General features: G+C 65.3%; 11 protein-coding genes. 7 read left to right on the plus strand and 4 right to left on the minus strand.

The genetic code is table 11. The features are described 5' to 3' along the window. Positions 1-229 precede the first annotated feature (229 nt). Positions 230-925: a helix-turn-helix domain-containing protein gene (locus AC3B6C_RS24960; protein ID WP_231742572.1), complete on the plus strand. Its 696-nt coding sequence runs from the start codon at positions 230-232 to the stop codon at positions 923-925. 489 nt (positions 926-1,414) lie between these two features. On the opposite strand, the gene AC3B6C_RS24965 is transcribed toward AC3B6C_RS24960, so the two are convergent. Together AC3B6C_RS24965 and AC3B6C_RS24970 are read right to left on the minus strand one after the other, a co-directional pair. Next, positions 1,415-1,765 carry a hypothetical protein gene (locus AC3B6C_RS24965; protein ID WP_139114226.1) on the minus strand — a complete coding sequence of 117 codons (351 nt, stop codon included), beginning with the start codon at positions 1,763-1,765 and terminating at the stop codon, positions 1,415-1,417. 227 nt (positions 1,766-1,992) lie between these two features. Further along, positions 1,993-2,964 carry a ParA family protein gene (locus tag AC3B6C_RS24970; RefSeq protein ID WP_058253231.1) on the minus strand — a complete coding sequence of 324 codons (972 nt, stop codon included), beginning with the start codon at positions 2,962-2,964 and terminating at the stop codon, positions 1,993-1,995. Between the two features lie 4,075 nt (positions 2,965-7,039). On the opposite strand from AC3B6C_RS24970, the gene AC3B6C_RS24975 reads away from it, so the two are divergent. Together AC3B6C_RS24975 and AC3B6C_RS24980 are read left to right on the plus strand one after the other, a co-directional pair. Then, positions 7,040-8,080 carry a helix-turn-helix domain-containing protein gene (locus tag AC3B6C_RS24975; protein ID WP_368072899.1) on the plus strand — a complete coding sequence of 347 codons (1,041 nt, stop codon included), beginning with the start codon at positions 7,040-7,042 and terminating at the stop codon, positions 8,078-8,080. 261 nt (positions 8,081-8,341) lie between these two features. Further along, entirely contained in the window at positions 8,342-8,614 is a 273-nt protein-coding gene (locus AC3B6C_RS24980) for a hypothetical protein (protein WP_139114228.1), read from the plus strand. 93 nt (positions 8,615-8,707) lie between these two features. Here AC3B6C_RS24980 and AC3B6C_RS24985 read toward each other — a convergent pair whose 3' ends face one another. Beyond that, complete coding sequence (locus AC3B6C_RS24985) at positions 8,708-9,919, minus strand: DUF7373 family lipoprotein (protein WP_075862431.1); 1,212 nt, start codon at positions 9,917-9,919, stop codon at positions 8,708-8,710. A gap of 18 nt (positions 9,920-9,937) precedes the next feature. After that, complete coding sequence (locus AC3B6C_RS24990) at positions 9,938-11,191, minus strand: DUF7373 family lipoprotein (protein WP_058253235.1); 1,254 nt, start codon at positions 11,189-11,191, stop codon at positions 9,938-9,940. A gap of 317 nt (positions 11,192-11,508) precedes the next feature. On the opposite strand from AC3B6C_RS24990, the gene AC3B6C_RS24995 reads away from it, so the two are divergent. The 4 genes from AC3B6C_RS24995 to AC3B6C_RS25010 all read left to right on the plus strand — a co-directional run bounded on the left by AC3B6C_RS24995 (position 11,509) and on the right by AC3B6C_RS25010 (position 17,100). Further along, positions 11,509-11,904: a DUF4189 domain-containing protein gene (locus AC3B6C_RS24995; protein WP_058253236.1), complete on the plus strand. Its 396-nt coding sequence runs from the start codon at positions 11,509-11,511 to the stop codon at positions 11,902-11,904. An 85-nt stretch (positions 11,905-11,989) separates the two neighbouring features. After that, the gene (locus AC3B6C_RS25000; protein ID WP_058253237.1) at positions 11,990-13,816 is read left to right on the plus strand and encodes a dynamin family protein; all 1,827 of its coding nucleotides are present in this window, start codon (positions 11,990-11,992) and stop codon (positions 13,814-13,816) included. Continuing rightward, entirely contained in the window at positions 13,813-15,237 is a 1,425-nt protein-coding gene (locus tag AC3B6C_RS25005; RefSeq protein ID WP_058253238.1) for a GTPase, read from the plus strand. The genes AC3B6C_RS25000 and AC3B6C_RS25005 overlap by 4 nt, the downstream gene beginning before the upstream one ends. A 30-nt stretch (positions 15,238-15,267) precedes the next feature. Then, positions 15,268-17,100, plus strand: a complete 1,833-nt coding sequence (locus AC3B6C_RS25010; protein ID WP_058253239.1) for an Hsp70 family protein — start codon at positions 15,268-15,270, stop codon at positions 17,098-17,100. Positions 17,101-17,148: the final 48 nt, after the last annotated feature.

A 17,148-nucleotide genomic window follows, 5' to 3' on the forward strand; every position in this document is an offset into this window, starting at 1 on the left:
GGTCAAACTCGTAGTCTGAGACCCTGTGTCTAATTGCTGTGCATGTGTATCTCCAGTGCATAAGCTGCTCTATTGGCGGCTCAACCCTACAAACGGCTTTCATTATCCGAGCGCCAGTCCGAACTATAACCCGATGCTAAACCGAATGTAAACCGACGGTAGCCTTGCACTAGTGACATTTGGGGAGGGGGCTGCCCCGGAACGGGTCCACGGCGCTTAGAGTGCGGGTGTGGCCGATGCTTTGCGCTTTGGGCGCCTCGTGCAGCGGCGCCGGCAGGAACTGGGACTGTCGCAAGCCGACATAAGCCTCGCCGGCGGGCCGAGTGACGCGACTGTGCGACGCCTCGAGCAGGGTTTGATGGCTAAACCGCGGTTCGTCACGTTGACTAAGCTGGACGCTCCGCTGCGGTGGTCCGCGGGAAGCGCCGCTCGCGCTTTCGAGGGAGGAGATCCGAAACCTCTGCGAGATGAGCCCACGACCGATCTGGCCGCGGGCACGAATGACCCGATCTCTTCTCGCCCCACACGTCCCCTGACGCCCTCTGCGTACGGAGTGTTCATTCGAACCGACGCGCTGGCCGAACTGACTCGGAAGGTGCGCGCTGTCGATGACCTGTCGCCTTCGCTCGCCGAGGACCAGCGCGTTGTGGTGTCGAATCTTCGTCATGCGACCGACAGATTGACCCGAGCGTGGATAATCAGGCAGGCAGAAATAGCGCGTCGTGACGGCACTCTCGCTGATCTGATCCTCGTTCTTGATGATCATCTGCGAATGCCGCCGCCGGAAGGCGAGTCCGCCTCAGACAGCGATGACCTCAACTACTTGAGGTGGCTAGCCGGCTACTCGATGTCGATGCCTCAGGTTCGGCGATACGAAACGCGTTTCGCTGAGTTCGTAGCGAGTCAGTCAGAGCAGGTTGACTGACACGGAGTCGGTGCTCTCCTCATGCGTTGCTAGGTTCGGTGGCCCTGCGGGTCGGGTTGGTCTAATACAACCTCCAACCCGACCCGAGAGCACTATCCGGCAAAACCAGTCTTTAGGCCGCGCAGTCTTTGTTCATCGCGTCGCGCCACAAGACGCCATTGGTGGTGGCAAACCGAAGGTACACCGATACTAGACCGAAATGAAGGGTAAACACCCTGCGCGTCCGTCGAACGCGGGCGAATCCGAGGCTCGCCTGCGGCGGTACGGTTTGGCAATCCCTTGCGTGACCGTTGCGTCGTTTCGTTACGTCTACAGACCTTAGACGCTCTTCGTCGACCATCACTATCGAACTGCGGTGATCGCGCGGACCGGTCGCCCCCTACCCCGCGTGACTGCTGCGACGCCGCGGGTTTGGGTGTGCAGCTCGTGCCAGCGAACCGCCGTACCGGCCGGTAGGGATGAACCGTCCGAGGGGTTGGGCGTACCGGCTTACTCTGAATCCACTGATTCAGACTGGAGGTGGGCTTCTAGAGCTGCCCTGCACAGCTGCGAGCGATTCTCGGCACCGACTTCGACAACTAAGCGGTCTATGACAGTCAGGTTGCGACCCAGCATCCGGAACGTCAGGGAAGATCGCTCCTCTTCGGGTCTGGCTTCGATTCGTACGAACAGCCCATCGTCGTGGTGCTGGCGTTTGAGCTTCTCTACTAACGCCGGCAAGCGGTCATGATTGGCGACAATCGCGTCCATCAATGTCCCGGCGATAGTTGTTTCGTTCTGTTTGTTGTGCGCCTTGGTGGCTGTGCAGAGTGGCGTGGGAAGCGAGAGGGTGACTGGCACCAGCATCTCGTCTGGGCGGGTTTCGACGCGTTTCGGGCGTCGGGTACCTCGCGAGATAGGCCGAGTGGACGCTGCCGGTTGCGGTCGATCGTGCGGTAGCGCTGGGCCGTCGGGTACAGCTGGGATCGCCGCTGGTGCTGCGGCAGGAGCAGATGGCCTACGGGGCGGCGGCCCCGGGACGCCGCCGGTCCTCGCGAGACCGGTTACAGGCTTGCGATCGGTGGCCATCAGGCGGGTGCTCCTTCGTGTGTCGGCTCTGCGGAGGAATCTTGCTCGGTCTCGCGTCGGTCGATCTCCTGGAGGATCTCCTGGGCGAGGAGGACGTAGTCTTCAGCGAGAGACGGCGCGGTGCCTGGCACACGGTCGGGCCGTCTGCCTTCCTTGAGGGCCTTCCAGTACGGCTCGGCGTTGTCGACTTGCTCGGCCAGCTCGTGGGCGAGCAAACCCTTCTCCCGTACCTGAACCGAGGTCATGGTGCTATGGCGCACAACGGAATTGAACAGCGGGGCCACTCCTCCTAGCGCTGCGTCTAGCTTGGCTCGCGCCTCTCTACGAATGGCTTTCGCAGCGACCTCGATGCCGAAAAGCACGGCGCCCAGGACCTCGATGTCGGGGTTTGTTGACCTGGCACTAACCATTTCGTCAGCGAGCTTCTGCAGGCCGTCGATGCTCGAGTCGTCCGGTTTTGTCGGGATGACGATCCAACGTGTCGCAGCCAGTGCCAACCGTAGAAGATGGGGTCGTGTAGGTGGGGTATCGATAATTATAAGGTCATAGTCAGCTGCGATGGGAGTTAACGCATCTGCAAGTTGCCTGTGTGAACCTGGCGAACGCTGAGAACGTCCGATCAGTATCGCTTCCAGATCGTCGAGTCTGCTCCCACCCGGAAGTACGTCCAGATTGGGTCGGTAGTTGACCAGACTGGGTCGTAGTGCCTTCTCCTGCATGATCGCGTCAAAGATTTGTTGTCCAGAATCCCCGGACCCATCAATCTCGTAGCCTAGGTCGCGTCCCGCGTTGCCCTGCGGATCGAGCTCAATGAACAGGACGTGCCAGCCGGCGGCAGCGGCCAAACCAGCGACATTTGTCGCCGTGGACGTCTTACCGACGCCACCCTTGCCGTTTGCGATCGTGACAACCCGAGACAGTGCGGGTTGAGATAGGTGTTGCACTGAGTCCTCCAATGGGGTGGTGCGCATGGACCGCAGGAAGGCGGTACCTCCCGGGCGCTTTGGGGTCCGCTATGCGCAGAGGGTAACAGCGCACATCGGTTCGCGCGGTGTACGACACGCTACGGACGACTTTGCGTTCTACCGCGAGGTCTCCCGTGCGCGACGCCGCAGATACTCACTTGAGCTTGGCAATGATCGAGGCGTTAACAACGACGATGTACCTGGTGGGCGGGCGACATCTACGTCCTGCGTTACGTATAGACATAACTGCTTAGACAGAGCTGCCATCACCGCGCAAGGGTATGTGTTCAGTAGTTCGGTGTGTACATCGATCTTCGTGTACCGCATCAGCGGAGCCGGTAAACGGAGAAACAGTTAGACGCACAACGCTTGCAACGTGAAACAAGTTATGGCGGTGCATGCGGACATGAGTGCTCTGTGTCGCATAGGTCGCCTTGCGAGCGCACGCAAGCAGCCCAGTACTTAGCACTTCACAGCAACGTGTACTGAGTGCGACATGGGCTTTCGTAATCGGGTGGGTACGTTCGTTGCTGCAGCGCAGCGTATGGGGGTAAGGACGCTGCGGCCCATCCCGTACATCGGTGCGGCACTTCACGCTGTATGTATGGCGCGCCGAAAAGTGCAAGGTACGTCCAGGTAGACGTAGGAACGTATTTGTCGGCGTGCGGTCTGACTGGTGGCGGCCATTAACGCAGAAGGTCCGAGCAGCAACCAACGAGGGTGCACTTCCTCGGATGTCGTAGTGCGTGTTAGAAGGCCCATTGGGGGGCGTAGGGCGCAGCTCCGTGACCACAGTGTTGTCCCGATTCATCTAGACGGTCTTGTCGACTGCACTGAGCGCGTGGCTGCGCGCCTTGCAGCGTGAAGTAATGCGTGCATTATTACGACCTGAACAGGCTGTTTGTGCGCATGCGGGTCGCCATCGACGCGGTCGGTAGCCACGTTTGCGGGGAACGAAAGTCGGAAACCAGGATCGCGGATGCGATACCCAGGACGAACAAAAGCTTCGTGTCTGCGCCCGAGAGAGTTTCGCGCTCTCGACTAGGCCCTTGAAAGACCAAGGCGCCCGGTGGCATAGCCACGCAGCTCGGCTGTCGACCGAGTGGCTTGTGAACCGACAGCTCAACGAAGCGGTCCCCGCGCAGACTTGCGCGTCTGAGTGACCTGACCCGGTGGGACGGCTTTGACCATCCGCGACACGGGTGCACAAAGTCATAAAGACATGAGACCACAGCGCAGCTCGTCACGACGAGTTTCGTCCCACCAATGATGACTGGGGCTCGCGTCCGCCTTGCTCGATCGCTGGTCTACCTCGCCGCAGCCATCCGCTAACATGTGACAGCGGTCCTCGAAGTCTGTGGATTGGCCGGGCGGACCCCTTTTTGGGTCACGACACCGACATAGGCCCACAACTGAACCGGGCTCACTCAGGATGACCTGATGCTGACCGGGGAACCAGTGCCACAACTACAAGCGGCAGCTCAAGGCGGGCACCTAAACTCCGTGCTCTACGTAGATCACCGAGTCGTTTCACTCCCCCGGGGGCACCGGTGTCGCCCGCCGGCCCCTCGAGTTCGGCCGCTAGGCCCAGTGCCACCAGGCTCTCGGCACTTCGGGAGACTTGCTGAGTGATGGCTGCGGCGGGGTTCCGAGAACTGAGGCGACGTCGTCACCAACCGGATGACAGCCGTATGGGTCGGCCGTATGGGCCGGCGGGAGATGTTCGATTCTGAAGGTGGGCGATCGCGTACCGACGACCCGTTGGGCTGAGGAAGCAAGAATGAACGCTTAGTGCGGCTGACAGGAGTCCTGGCAATCGCGCTGAGACGGCAGACTTACGTAAACGACTCCAGATCGCACCGTGACGAGCTGTCACCCATTTTGGCCCTAGGGGATAGGAAAACTCAATTTCGTCGTTCTGCGGGGAACTGGGAGGCGGTTTCGATTTGCGCAGGTCAACGGTGCGCAAATGCTGTCGTGATCCGGTAACTGTAGTCACGCGCTGGCTCTCGACGCGCACCGCTGGCCGGTGGGGGAGCGGAGAACCGCGGCGGAGTAGATCTTCTGACCCAATCGGCGAACTACTGATGGCCCGCTTGAGGCGCGCCTGTGACTCAGTCGGTGCCGCTTCTACCGACAGGCCGACGGCTTGTCGATGCCTGCCGGTTAGCCCGCTCTATGTTGCTGCTGCGAGGGCTGCGCAGCACGAACTGCGTCCAGCAAGCGAGTGAACTCGCTTGCCAGAACACTCCCGTCTGAAAGCCCCAGGAGCACACCTTCCGCGCGGGCAACGGCTGTGTCTAAGCCAGCGACTGACGAGGGCTCCGGGTTGGACTTGGGTGACGCGGACGAATCGAACGCCGCAAGGTCGCGTTCGAGCATCTGCGCCATCTCGCGATGATGCTGAAGTTGCGCGGAAATTCGTCGAGCGGCGTTCTCGGCGGAGCGCCGGCAGGCATCCGAGCAATAGATTCGAGGCCGACCACGACCCGCGGTCCTACGAAACTCCTTTCGGCACTGCGGGTCAGCGCAGTACGCCGTCACTACCGGAGCTTTGGTCGACCGGTTCTCGATAGCTGCCGGAACTGGCGTGGGTGCGCCAAGGCGCCCACGCCGGCCGTCAGCGGACCGATCCATCCACCCAGTGTGGCATAAATTCGCGCGAAAATACAGCCGCACAACGCAGGTGACCTGCGGAGATGCGAGAACCGCCCTACTCGATGTCCCCTGACCCGCCGTCCAGCACCAACATAAAATCGCGCGGAATTAGCGCTCATACAATTACACCGATGTGATTCGAGCCGACGAGGGGGTGTGATGACTGCAGGACGCGCAGGCAGCACCGGTCCTAGGGTGGCCGCTGCACCGCGGCTCGATCGTCCCTGCGGAAGATCGTGCTCGAGCTTGCGCAGTTCTTCAGCCCAGCACCACGATCGGCCCCTACTCCCGACGACGGTCGATCAACGCCGGTGCCGCGCCTTCGACGCGAACCAGATCTTTCCTACCCTGCGCCACCTTCACGCTGCGCGCCTAGCATCGCCAACCCAGAAGGGAGCCTCCGAACCTTCCGAACGCTGACATCTGAATAACGCGCGAGGTCCAACACAAGGACCCCCCGATTACCAGTCGGAGGGTCCTTGATCTGAAGTTTCGAGACTGAGTTACCAGCTCGGTCTCACGGGCTCTCGCCCATCCCCGAAGGGACTGTCTTGCCGGACAGATCTCAGGGTAGCGTGCGCCCTCTAGGAGTGCCCGCAATCCCTGTGCTCCGCGTGTCGCACAACCACACGCGGGGAATCGACTGCATTCGTCCGCAGCACTCACCCACTAGTGGGTGGACATGCTGAGTGAATGGAGGCAGTGGTCGCCCCGCTCCACAGTGCGTGTCGACGCAACAAATGAACACAGATACCGATCAGCACCATGGCCAGAACGAATGCCACCGGTGCCTATCGCGACGTATCTAGCGGACCGCCATTCCCGGTACACGCTGCTCGCATTCGACCTGGATGCAGGACCGTACGGTCCCGAGGCCGTTGCTGTGGATGCCAACGTACTTACCGGCGTCCTAACCGACTTGGGTGTGAGCCACCTGCAAGTGCAGTCGGGGCCCTCAGGAGGGCGGCACATCTGGGTGCGCGTCATTGACCCAGGGATACCCGCGGAGAAAGTCGCCGACCTTGCTCGTAGGCTGCGCGCGCACCTTCCAACCCTCGACATCTCTCCGCTTACCAACCCCGTGTCGGGCGCAGTTCGGATCCCCGGGTCTGTGCACCGGTCGGGCGGCAACGCGACGCCACTATTGACCGGACGGGAACTGGGCAACGCCGTCAGGGACATGCAGGCTCGGCCGGCGCCACCCGACCTAGCTGAGTGGCTGATAGCGAGGTTCCCAACAACCGCGCGGCAAAACTCCACGCAGCGCACTACGACTATCGGCCTACGTCTGGTCGGGCAGGGGCCTGCCACACGGGTTGATCGCGCGCGAACCGAACTATCCTCAACTACGGCTGAGCGCCTAGCCACGCGGCTCACAGCCGCCGACGATCGCTCGTCACACGCGTGGTCGATCATGCTCGGGATGGCCGCTAGCGGTTGGTGTTGGACTGATGTGCTTCAACATCTGCACAAGCCTGGACTCGTCCGCTTGCGCGAAGACCTCCGCCAGAACGAGGCGCACGCCCTCACGCAATGGCATAAAGCACTGCGTACTGCTGCCGAGACAGCGTGGCCAAGAGCGCAAGGCGACCACACCGTCGACGACCCAGTCCGCACTCACATTGAGGCTGTCTTCGCTGCAGCGAACTCAGATCCCGCAACTTGGGCACGGAAGGGGTGGGCCAGTGCTGAACGGGTCCTGCACAGCCTCCTCGTTGTGTGCGCTCAGGCGCACACAACGACCGTGAACATCGACGTTCGCCGGCTAGCCGAAGCCGCTAACGTTCACGCCGCAACAGCATCGAGGGCACTTCACCGCCTCCAGGCAGAAGGCTGGATCAGACGAGTCGCTGAGGCGCAGGGGACAGAGTCGGCAACCTGGGAGCTCGCACATGTTGCGTTTGACACAGCTGCAACACAAGGGGAAACACGCCCCCCGTTTGCCAGCTCCACCCTGCGACTCCACCATGCCCACCACGACATCTGGGTTTGGCGAGAAGGTCTAGGCGGAATCGCCGAGAGGATCCATGCAGCCTGGCAGGGTGGTCACGTATCCGTGATCGGTCTTGTGAGTGCCACGGGTTACTCCAGCCGGTGCGTCCGTGCGTGGCTTCGCTACTTCCGGGAGCTGAACCTACTGACTCCCTCCAGGGATAGGTGGGACGAAGTAGCCGTCGCATTCGGATCTTACGGCGCAATGGTCCGACGGGCACAGAGCCATCTCGTCGATCGACTGGTTCGCGACTGGTGGGATGAAGAACTTAGCTGGCGAAAGCAAAGAGGGAAGCGAAGGTATCGAGGTCCGGGCAGAGTGGCAACGGATCCGCAAGCGATCGCACTGCCAATCGCAGCGCCCTCGCGGACACGGTATGGGCGGTTCCCGACGCGGCCCAACGGGAAGGTCGACTATCCGTTGGCTCGTTCGTTGGTGCGTAGTCACATGCAGACAAGTAACGCTGCTTAGGTGTCACCGCGATCATCAGGACTCTGCGTGACAGTCCGACATCACGCCACAGCGAAGTTCCCGCGGGGTCTAAAGAGATAGTGCTGGGCCGGATTGGACGCCTGCTCACGCTGGCACACCTCCGTTGGCGGGCCGTTGATGATCGGCCGGGTGTCGGGTGTCGGGCGTCGAAACTCGGGAACCTTTAGGTGACTACACAGCAACTGACGGGTGTAAGGGTCGCCGCAGCGGCCACCTCTCACCCGATTGGAGAACCAACCTATGGCAACAACTTCGACTCGTCTGCTCGCCGGCGCTGTGCTTGCAGCGGGCCTCGCGGGCCTCGGAGCGGGTGTCGCGACCGCGGCGACGGGCCCGTGGGTTTCGGACTTCGGAATCAACCATGTGCATGGTGGTGCCACCGAAAGTCAGGAGCCCTTCACCTTCAAATTCGGTGCGGAGTACGGCGATCCAGTTGGCAACGACGACTTCACTCGTCGTGGCTACGGTGATCCGATCGGTGACGCTGGGCAGTTGAAGGTTTTCCGCCCCTGACATTCGGGGTGGGTTCGGTGCCCGGACCCGCGGTGGCGGGTCCGGGCACCTCTGTCTGCGGGGAGATGACGACGACGTGTGCGATGTCGTCGGTCAGTGTGCTCGTTGGTCGGCGGTCGTCAGGATCAGGTATTGGGCCGAGGCTTGTTGGTGAGCATCGGTTTTGGTGTTGCCGATGACCTGGGCGCCGTATCGCCCGACAGTCAGTGCGCAGCTGTGTGCTTGGCTTGTTGGGTGCTTTTGGCAGGTGGCGGTGGGCAAGCCTGGTGGGTTGTCGGCGCCGGTCCAGCCTCGGGTGCGGTTGGACCCGAGGAAGCTGTCGAGATAGGTGCGCGCGCCCTCGGCGGTGTCCGCGCGGAAGACCGCCGAGTTCTCCACTGCGTTGGCATCCGAGCCGATCTTGGTCAGCACCTCGAAGTCGGTGACGGGGTCGGTGCTGGTGTGGGCGATGCCGCGTGGCCCGTACACCGCTCCGCGGTCAGGGGAGTCGGGGTTCGCCCGCAGGTAGGCCGCGGTGAACGGCAGCGCGTAGATGAGGATGGCGTCGGGGTCGATCAGCGGAGTTTCACCGTCGGGGGTGGGCGTGAACTCGTCGATGTAAATCTTCTGCTGAGTGATCGCGTTGGCCATACGCACCAACGACTCTCCGCTGCGGAACTGCGTCGTGGGGCCGTAGTACCGATCGAAGAACACATACGAGTCGTGAGCGGTGACAGCCAGGATCGCTGTGGACGCACCGAAATCTTGGATGACAGTTCGGGTGCCCGGCGCCCCGTCGAGCGGCACGATGGGCTTGTTGTCGATTTCGGCGACCGCGGCACTCATTTGCTCAGCGGCGGCGGAGGCGTCGGCAGGGTTGCGATATTTCAGGACCGCATGCCGCAGCAGGTGACGAGCAGCCCCGACGTTGGCATCCCCGTTGTCGGCGGTGGTGACAAATCCGGTGATGAACTCCGCGTTGGCCGGAACGTCGGCCGCGCCCGGGACGACCGCGCGCCCGATCCCGGCAGCGTCGTCGAACTCGCCGACAGGCCATTGCCCATGTGTGAGATCGGGATTGACCTCGAACGGCGCCAGCACGAACTGCGCCATCCGGGTCGCCTCGACCCGCTCGGGGTCGGTGACCGCGCGCCCGAACGGGGCTCGCGCCCGGGTGGGGTAGTCACCGGTGTCGAGGGCATCAACCTGCACGGCAGGGTCGGTGAATGTGGCTGAGCTGGGCTGCCCGTCGACCGTGCAGCCGGCCAGCACTGCGGTCACCGCCGCGGCCGCGGCGATGGAGCGACCGAGGTAGCTGCGCGTCATCGTCGCCTCTCGTCCCGTCTACTTGGCGTTCTGGTCGGCCTTGGTGAGGATCAGATATTGAGCCGCGGCTTTCTGGTAGACGTCAGTCTTGTTGGGCGACTGCACTTCTCCGACGTAGCGGCCGACCTGCACCTTGCAGTGATAGATCGTGTACTTGCCGTCAGCGCTGGATTGGGCAGAGCAGTTGGCGGCCGGCAGCCCGGGCGGTGCGTCGATCTTCTGATCGTCGGCTTCGCTCGTAGCGGCCAGCGTGGCGGCCTGCTCCTTGGTGTCGGCACGGTAGACGATGGAACGCTCGATCGCGTTCGCGGTCGAGCCGGCCGCACGCAGGTCGTTGAAGATGCCGGCCGGGTCGGTGGAGAAGTGCGACAAGCCACGCGGCCCGTACACCGCGCGCATGCTCTGCTGTGGTCGGCCGGTGATGCCGTTTTCCATCTCGGTGTCGGTGTAGGGCAGGGCGTAGATGAGGATGCTGTTCTCGTCTATCTTTGGCGGCTGGAATCCTCCGCCGTTGCCGCGGGCGGCGTTCTCCGCAGCCGTGGGGGTGCGCGGGAATTGGTCGATCAGCGCCGACTGCAACGTGATTGCTTTGCGGGCCATCGGCTCGAGCTGGTCGGAGTGGGCGGCCAGGGAGGAGGCGAACTCGTAGATCACGTACACCCCGTGCGGGGTGTAGGTCGTGAAGTAGCTCTTGTCGTTGCGGGTGGTCTCGAGGGCGTAGGCACCCTCGACCCCCGGCAGGCTGGTGACCGGGCTGTTCTGCTGGCGGGCGCTGACCTGGGCGAGTTGCTGCGCGGCGGCGCGGGCATCAGCGGCGGTTTCGTAGCGCAGCACCATGTTGTGCAGGCCGCGCGGGTTGTCACGTTCGGTCGGCGCGGTGGTGAACAGGGACGAGAACCCGCCGAGCAGTGCGTCGTTTGCCGGGATCACCGCCGCGTCGGCGTTGATGTGTGGCACCAGGTTGCGGCGGCTGGTGATCGGTGCGTTGGATTTGTCCGGGGCGGTCAGGTCCGGGTCGACCTCGAAGGGCACCACGATGAACTGTGCCATCCGCTGGCTTTCGACCTGCACCAGTTGTGAGTCGTCGGCAACACCGAACGGTGGGCGCGGTTCGGTGGGGTAGGCGCCCGGATCGAGGGCGGCCAGATCGACCGTCGGCTCGGCGCTGCCGGTTGTTGAGGATTCGGGTGCGGGTTCGCCGCCGGTTGAGCATGCGGCCAGCATGCCCGCGGTGACCGCGGCTGCGGCCGCGAGTGGGTACCAACGCTTCATCAGGGTCTCGTTTCTCTCCTGCAGCCCCTGCGGCGGAGGACCAACGACCTCACCCGGGCCACCGCTGCACACTGGTGTTGTTCCAGTGTGTTGCTGCGCGAACCCCGAACGGTTCCCCCGAAACCCGGATCTGCACGATCCTCTTGTTCGGCTGCAGAATAGTGCGCCCGCTGTCGTGCCTGCACAGTCGGGTCTGACATCGGGCGGTCGGTGCCCCATTCGAACGGTCGAAACCACCCGTCTCGACCCCTCAGCTCGTGGGACACGCGCTTTAGGGTCGAGGCGTTCTCGATTCCCGGATGAGGAGCCCCCTCTTGATGCCTATCTCGACTCGTGGTGTGCGCGCGGCGGTGACCGCTCTGGCCGTGGTGGCTGCTGGTGCTGGGCTGCTGGTGGCGCCGGCACCAGCCCAGGCCGCCGAGAACGTCTACGGTGCGATCGCGATCTCCCAGCGCACCGGCAACACCGCCTATGCGATCAACTACGCCACCGCGTCGGCGGCCAAGCGGGCCGCCGAAGCGAAATGCCGGGCGTCGGATTGCCGGTGGGTGGTGCAGATGGCCCGCAACTGCGGTGCGGTCACCCAGCAGCCCCGCACCTTGCGGTGGGGGTGGGCCTACGCCCCGACCCGACGGTCCGCGGAGGTAGCCGCGGCGAATGAGTCCGGGCCGGGGTCCCGCACGATCATCTGGGCCTGCACCGCCGGCGCCTGACACCCACCGTTTTGCGTTGCCCTGCCGCGTCGACCAGCATGCTTTCCATGACCGGTCGGGGGAACGGCGGCACCGCTACGAGACGATGGTCGGCGTGAACGCGCCCGCAGCACCCCAGACGGGGGTTGACGCGGCCGCGGCGGCGGTCGTGGCTGAGGCGGGAAAAGTGCTGCGCGCCTACAAACACGACGCCGTCGCCGACCTCGCCGAGACGAAACTGCACCGCGCGCCGCAGCGCACCGTGGTGGTGGCCGGCGAGGTGCAGCGCGGCAAAAGTTCCCTGGTCAACGCCCTGGTCGGCTACCGCGACCTATGCCCGGTCGGCGTTGATGTCACCTCCTCGGTCGCGGTGTCGGTCACCACCACCGGTGATCTGCCCGTCGCCCATGCCGCCGAGTTGTTCTTTCCCTCCGGTCCGCGCCCGGCCGAGATCGGCGAGCTGACCGACTGGGTGACCACCGGCGGGCGCATGGTGTGTGATCGCAGCGTTGAGGAGCTGCCCACTGCGGCGGCGATCGCACTGCGCGAGGCGGCGGTGGCCGAGATGACGCTTATCGACACCCCCGGTGTCGGCGGCCTGGACCCCGGCTTGGCGAAACTGGCCGCGCACTCCACCCAGCAGGCGTGCGTGCTGGTGCTGGTCTGCGATGCCTCCGCCCCGATCACAGCCCCGGAGATGACCTTCGTCCGCGAGGCCACCGCCGGCGTCGATGCCGTCGTCGTGGCCGTGACCAAAACCGACAAACACCTGGGACGCTGGCGGGCGATCGTCGCCGAGAACCAGCGGCTGATCACCGAGCACCTGGGCCGGGTGGTGCCGGTGATCGGGGTGTCGAGTCTGCTCGCCGTCCTGGCCGCCGAGACCCCCGACCCGCAGGCGCGTCACCGCCTCGAGGCCGACTCCGGGATCGCCACCCTGCGCGCGGCGATCACCGACCGACTCGACGCCGCCGCGGCCGCCCCGCACCTCGATGCGGTCCGCACCTGTCTGGACGGGCTGCGCACCGTGCGCACGACCATCGCCGACGAGCTCGCCGCGCTAAGCGCCGGCGCTCAGGCGTTGCCGGACCTGACCGCCGAACGCGACCGGCTCACCGACCTGCACGCCCAATCCCGCCAATGGGAGCAATATCTCGCCCGGGACCTGACCCTGCTGCGGCAATCAGCGGTCGATGACCTCGAACGCCGCCTCGATGGGGTGCGCGAGAAGTGGACCACCTACATCAACAGCAACGGCATGGCCGTGTTGCGGCGCAGCGAACAGAAGTTCACCGCCGACATGCAGGTCGATCTGCAGATGGCGATGGCCGAAACCCTCGCCGGGTTCCTGCACGAGCTGCACGACACGATCATCACCCCACGCTTCGCCGACGACCCCACGGTGTGGGAACAGATCAGCGACCGCATCGTCGCCTCGATGCAGGACAAGAAGATCGAAACCCACCAGGTCACCAGCAAACGCCAAGGGCTGCTCGACCCCACCCTGTTGACCATGGGTGTGGTCGGGTCCTCCACCCTCGGCGGGCTTGTCGGGCTTTCAGCGCTGATGGGCGTCGGCGCCGTCATCGGCGCGGTGTGGGTCGGAGTGAACTTGAGCTTCCGGGCGATCCGCGCCGGCAAAACCAACCTGCTGGCCTGGCTGCGAGAAACCCTGGCCGCCACCAAGACCGCCACCGGCCGACTCCTCGATAGCGCCGTCGCCCAAGCCCGCCCCGACATCGTCATCCGCTACCGAGATCACCTGCGCGCCACCATCGAACAGCTGCAAACCACCATCACCCACGTCCAGGAGGCCGCAGCCGCCGACGCCGCCACCCGCGAGAAATCCACCCAACGCCTCACCTCGAACCTGGCCATCGTCGACAAACGCATCACCGCCGCCCAAGCACTCCTCGACGGAGACCCGACATGAGCAGCGGGACACCAGTTTCGGTGCACACCACGCTCGACCGTGGGCTGCATCAGCTGGCCGCGCTCGGCGGGGACTGCGTCGACCACGCTAATGCGATCGGCACCATCTTGTGGTCACCGCCGCGCGTCGTGGTCGTCGGCCGGCTCAAAGCGGGCAAATCCACGCTGGTCAATGCGCTGATCGGCGCCCCGGTCGCCGAGACCGCCGCCCTGGAGGCCACCAACGTCGTCACCGTCTACCGCGACGGGTCCCCGTCGCGGGCAGAGGTCCTCGCCCTCGACGGCACCCGCCACCGCGCCGCGCTGCGCCCCGGCGCCGGGATCGAGTTACCGATCCCGTCGGCCGAGGTCGCCTACGTCGACCGGTGGTTGCCCTCGGCGGCGCTGCGCGAACTCACCCTCATCGACACCCCCGGCCTGTCGACGCTGACCGCCGCCAACGACGCCGCCACCCGCCGGGTGATGATCGACGGCTTCGAACAGACCCGCACCGCCTCCATCGATGCCGACGCCGCGGTGTTCCTCTTCGACGCCGCACCCCGCGTCGATGAGATCGAGTTCCTGCACCGGCTGCCGTTCACCCCGTTGACCATGCTCGGGGTGCTCTCGCGCGCCGACTCCTTCGGCGAAGGCGCCTTCGGCCGCCGCGACCCGCTCACCCACGCCGCCGCCCACGCCGCCGCCATGGCCGGCCCACTGGCCGGGATCGTCCACACGATCGTCCCGGTGTCCGGGCTGATGGCGCAAACCAGCCACACCGGCATGCTGACCGAACGCCACGCCGCGCTGCTCGCCCAGCTCCGCGACGTCCCGCCGCTAGAGGTGCTGCGGATCTTCGACTCCGAGGACCCTGCCAGCGGGGGAGTGCCGCCGGCTGACCGGCGTGAATTGCTCGCCCTGCTCGGCGAATACGGTGCTCTCAACGGTCGCCGGGTCGCCGCCGACGGCGCCGCAGCGCTCAGCACTTGGCTGGCCGAACGATCCGGGATCGCCGCCCTGCGCCACGCCCTGACCGCGGCCACCGGACGGTTCGCCGTGCTGCACCGCGCCCACCGCATCCTGGCCCGCCTCGATCAACTGGCCTTCACCCATCCCGCCCGCGACCACATCCGCACCCTGACCGCCGGTCTACGTGCCGACCCGGCCATGGCCGCGGTGACCGTGCTCGAGGACTACCAGCGCATGCTCGACGTCGACCCCGACGCCGCGGTCACCGACGAACTGCGCACCATCCTCACCGCCACCACCCCCGCCGGCCGCGTCGGCCTCGACGGCCACCCACCACCGGCCGCCGTCACCGCCGAAGCCCACCGCCGCCTGGCCGCCGCCCAGCAACGCAGCCTGGCCACCCGGTCGGCGGCCGAGGACGCCGCCCTGGTCACCCTCATCCGCACCTACACCGCTCTGGCCGCCGGCCACTGACACCCCTCCCGCACAGGACGATCCGACACCATGACATCTGCCACCCAGACATCTGCCCCCCACGCCTGGTCGCTGGCGATCGACTTCGGCACCTCAAACTCGGCGGCCGCGCATTCGGGCGCCACCAGCCGCAGCATCGAAGCGCTCGCGCTGACCCACGCCAGCAACCTGATGCCCTCGGCGGTGTTCGTCGACACCGCAGGCACTGTCCTCGTCGGGGGTGCCGCCCTCAACTCCGCCGCGCAGAACCCGGCCGGGTTCATCGCCTCACCCAAACGCCTCATCGGTGCGCAACCGGCCGTCGCAGCCAACGGGCACACCCTGCCGATCTACGCCCTCGTCGCCGCCGTGATGCGCACCATCATCGGCCGCGGGGTCGCCGCACACGCCGGCACCATGCCCGACCGGGTCGTGCTCACCCACCCCGAAGCGTGGGCGCCCCAACAGATCCAGGTCCTCACCGACGCCGCGAGGGCTGCCGGCATCCCGGCCGAGCGGATCACCACGATCTCCGAACCACGCGCCGCGGCCGGGCACTACTCCCGCTCCCACGCCCTGCAACACGGCACCAGGATCGCGGTGTTCGACTTCGGCGGCGGCACCCTCGACATCGCCGTCCTCGAGGTCACCCCCACCAACACCTTCCAGGTCATTGCCGCCCGCGGCGACAACGGTTTGGGCGGCAAGAACTTCGACGCCCTGCTGCAACGCTGGGTCGAGGACCGCCTCGCCGACCGCGACCCCGACCACGCCGCCTGGCTGCGCCGCACCGCCCCCATCGACGCCATCCAGTCCCTGCAGGACTCCATCCAGCAGGCCAAAGAGCTGCTGTCTGAAACGCCGTCGGCCACCATCTCCGTGCCCGGCCCCAGTGAACGCACCACCCTGCAGATCACCCGCGACGAGTTCGACGAACTCATCACCCCCGCCGTCGACGCCGCCGTCCAGCTGACCCGAACCACCCTCGCCGACGCCGGACTGACCCACCCCGACCAGCTCACCGCCCTCTACCTCACCGGCGGGTCCTCCCGCATCCCCCTCATCCAGCAACGCCTCGGCGAACTCGGTCCCGTCGCCACCCTCGACGACCCCAAAACTGTTGTCGCCCAGGGCGCATTGCTCACCGTGTTGGCGGACTCGGCGCCCACACAGCCCCGCGGCATCCCCGAAGCCGCCGACCTCATGCCGACCTGGCACACCCAACCCCGCACCCTGCGCTCACCAGCCCAGCCCACCTCCTCGCGGCGACGCTGGCTGCGCATCGGCGCCGCCGCGGTCGCCGTCATCGCCGCCGCCGCGATCGTGACCACCATCGTCACCACCGCCAGCGGCAGCGACGACGACCCCACCGATGCACCCCAGGCCACCCAAACCTTGGGCACCGACACCACCGCCGCCGGGCCCACCGGGGAAGACGGCGGGCCGATCCTCACCGACCCTGACCAAATCCGCCAGCAACTGCCCGGCGCCCTGCAATCCCAGATCACCGACTGCACCAACGGCAGCTTCACCGACAACGGCGCGCTCAAGCTGGACTGCACCCTCAACGAGAACGGGACCTTCAGTGGCCTCAAGATTGCGGGCGGCCTCTCACCCTCGTTGCGGATCCACATCAACGTCGACGACAACGAAGCCGCCCGCGAGGTTCGTAACCTGCGTAACGGGGTCTACAGCGCCGGTAAGGGCACTGTCGTCGAAGACACCAACCGCCAGGCGGCCGCCGAGATCGCGCCGAGCCTGAGCGACAACGAATACGACATCAGTTACGCCAACACCGGTACCGGAGTGATCCTTTCGGTCGCCGAGCTGTCCTCGGTAGAGAATGCCCGTACCTTCCTCACCCGCTCCGGCCTCATCAACTGAGTGCGCAGAGGTGTCGACGTGATCGGGCAAGCCCACCGTGAAGGACTG

It is taken from the genome of Gordonia sp. 11cp, from assembly GCF_057767225.1.

Coding starts and splice junctions, on each gene's coding strand:
- AC3B6C_RS25005 (WP_058253238.1), top strand. CDS start 13,813: ATGAGCAGCGGGACACCAGTTTCGGTGCACACCACGCTCGACCGTGGG.
- AC3B6C_RS24970 (WP_058253231.1), bottom strand. CDS start 2,964: ATGCGCACCACCCCATTGGAGGACTCAGTGCAACACCTATCTCAACCC.
- AC3B6C_RS25010 (WP_058253239.1), top strand. CDS start 15,268: ATGACATCTGCCACCCAGACATCTGCCCCCCACGCCTGGTCGCTGGCG.
- AC3B6C_RS24985 (WP_075862431.1), bottom strand. CDS start 9,919: ATGACGCGCAGCTACCTCGGTCGCTCCATCGCCGCGGCCGCGGCGGTG.
- AC3B6C_RS24975 (WP_368072899.1), top strand. CDS start 7,040: ATGGCCGCTAGCGGTTGGTGTTGGACTGATGTGCTTCAACATCTGCAC.
- AC3B6C_RS24995 (WP_058253236.1), top strand. CDS start 11,509: ATGCCTATCTCGACTCGTGGTGTGCGCGCGGCGGTGACCGCTCTGGCC.
- AC3B6C_RS24980 (WP_139114228.1), top strand. CDS start 8,342: ATGGCAACAACTTCGACTCGTCTGCTCGCCGGCGCTGTGCTTGCAGCG.
- AC3B6C_RS25000 (WP_058253237.1), top strand. CDS start 11,990: ATGGTCGGCGTGAACGCGCCCGCAGCACCCCAGACGGGGGTTGACGCG.
- AC3B6C_RS24990 (WP_058253235.1), bottom strand. CDS start 11,191: ATGAAGCGTTGGTACCCACTCGCGGCCGCAGCCGCGGTCACCGCGGGC.